This window comes from Streptomyces sp. CO7 (genome assembly GCF_053474865.1).
Window position 1 is genome coordinate 1140707 of sequence record NZ_JBRIOU010000004.1, and the last position, 1952, is coordinate 1142658.

The following is a 1952-nucleotide window of genomic DNA, read 5'->3' on the forward strand; positions in this document are numbered from 1 at the left end:
CCCTTTCCGCGGAGGGCGGGCCGCCGCGGCCCGGAGGAGCCGGGCACGGGAATGACACACTGTGCCCGTGCCCCACACCGTGCTGCTCGCCGAGGACGACCGCGCCATCCGCAACGCCCTGGCCCGCGCCCTCACCCTGGAGGGCTACGAGGTCACCGCCGTCGCCGACGGCGCCGCCGCGCTGGAGCAGGCCGCCGCCACCGCCCCCGACGTGCTGGTCCTGGACGTGATGATGCCCGGCGTGGACGGCCTCCAGGTCTGCCGCGAACTGCGCGCCCGCGGCGACCGCACCCCCGTCCTGATGCTCACCGCGCTGGTCGAGACCGCCGACCGGATCGCCGGCCTCGACGCCGGCGCCGACGACTACGTGCCCAAGCCGTTCGAGGTCGACGAGGTGTTCGCCCGCCTGCGCGCCCTGCTCCGCCGGGCCGGCAAGGAGCCCGTCCACGCGCCCGCCCCGCGCCCCGCGGACTCCGCCCGGGACCCCAGGCTGCTGACGGCGGCCGGGCTGCGGATGGATCCCTCGGCCCGCCGCGTCTGGCGCGGCGCACGCGAGATCGAACTCACCCGCACCGAGTTCGACCTGCTGGAACTCCTGCTGCGGCACGCGGGCGTCGTCCTCGACCACACCACCATCTACGACCGCATCTGGGGCTACGACTTCGGCCCCGGCTCCAAGAACCTCGCCGTCTACGTCGGCTACCTGCGGCGCAAGCTCGACGAGCCGGGCGCCCCGCAGCTGATCCACACCGTGCGGGGCGTCGGGTACGTGCTGCGGGAGGGCTGAGCGGATGCGCGGGCGTCTGGGCCGGCTGGCCTCGCTGCGGACCGGCTTCGCCGTCTCCTTCGCGGCGGTCGCCGCCGCCGTCACCGTGGTGGTCGGCCTGCTGTCCTACAGCGCGGCCGCCCGGATGGTCCGCATCGACCAGCAGACGATATTCGCCGAGGTGGTAGGCGACCTGCGGGCCGAGGTGCGGCAGCGCCGCATGACGCCCGAGGACTTCTCCTCGCACGTCCCCGGCCACGACATCGTCCGCCCGAGCCGCACCGTGGTGCAGGTCCTCGGCCCGGACGGCTCCGTCGACGACCCCGGCCGCCCCGCCCTGCCGGTCACCGGCGAGGACCGGCGCACCGCGCTGCGGCAGGCCGCCGGACACAGCGTCGAGCACGCCGACATCGAGGCGGGCCACGACATGTACCGCATCGCCACCGTCTCGCTCGGCGGCGGACGCGGCGCGGTGCAGGTCGCCCACGAGTTCAGCGACACCGAGGACCTGCTGCGCGAGCTGCAGCGCCGCACCGCCTGGCAGATCGTCGCCGTCGTCTTCGCCGCCGGCCTCTTCGGCTGGTGGCTCGCCCACCGCATCACCCGCCGCCTGGTCGCCCTGACCGACGCCGCCGAGGCGGTGGCCCGCACCCGGCGGCTGTCCATCCAGGTGCCCGTCACCGGCGCCGGCGAGGTGGGCCGCCTCGGCCGCGCCTTCGACCGCATGCTGGACCGGCTCGCCCAGTCCGAGGAGGACCAGCGCCGCCTCGTCCAGGACGCCGGCCACGAGCTGCGCACCCCGCTGACCTCGCTGCGCACCAACATCTCCATGCTGGGCCGGATCGACGAGCTCCCGCCGCGGGTCCGCGAGGAACTGGTGGAGGACCTGGCCACCGAGTCCCGCGAGCTGACCGACCTGGTCAACGAACTGGTCGACCTCGCGGCGGGCCAGTCGGACACCGAACCGGTCCGCCCGGTGGACCTCGCCGACCTCGCCGAGGACGTCGCGGTGCACGCCCGCCGCCGCACCGGGCGCGACGTCCGGGTCTCCGTCGCCGGCGACACCACCGTCGACGGCCGCCCCTCCGCCCTCCAGCGGGCCATCTCCAGCCTGGTGGAGAACGCCGCCAAGTTCGACCAGCAGGGCACCGCCCCCATCGAGGTCCGCGTCACCCGCCCCGAAGGG

Annotated in this window: 2 protein-coding genes; both read left to right on the forward strand. The window is 75.4% G+C overall.

The annotated features are described in order from the left end of the window. Window positions 1-67 precede the first annotated feature (67 nt). A complete protein-coding gene (locus ACOV8S_RS18075) occupies window positions 68-787 on the forward strand; it encodes a response regulator transcription factor (protein ID WP_448318801.1) in 720 nt (239 codons plus the stop codon). A gap of 4 nt (window positions 788-791) precedes the next feature. Then, on the forward strand, window positions 792-1952 hold a 1161-nt coding region (locus ACOV8S_RS18080), incomplete at its 3' end, for a HAMP domain-containing sensor histidine kinase (protein ID WP_448318802.1).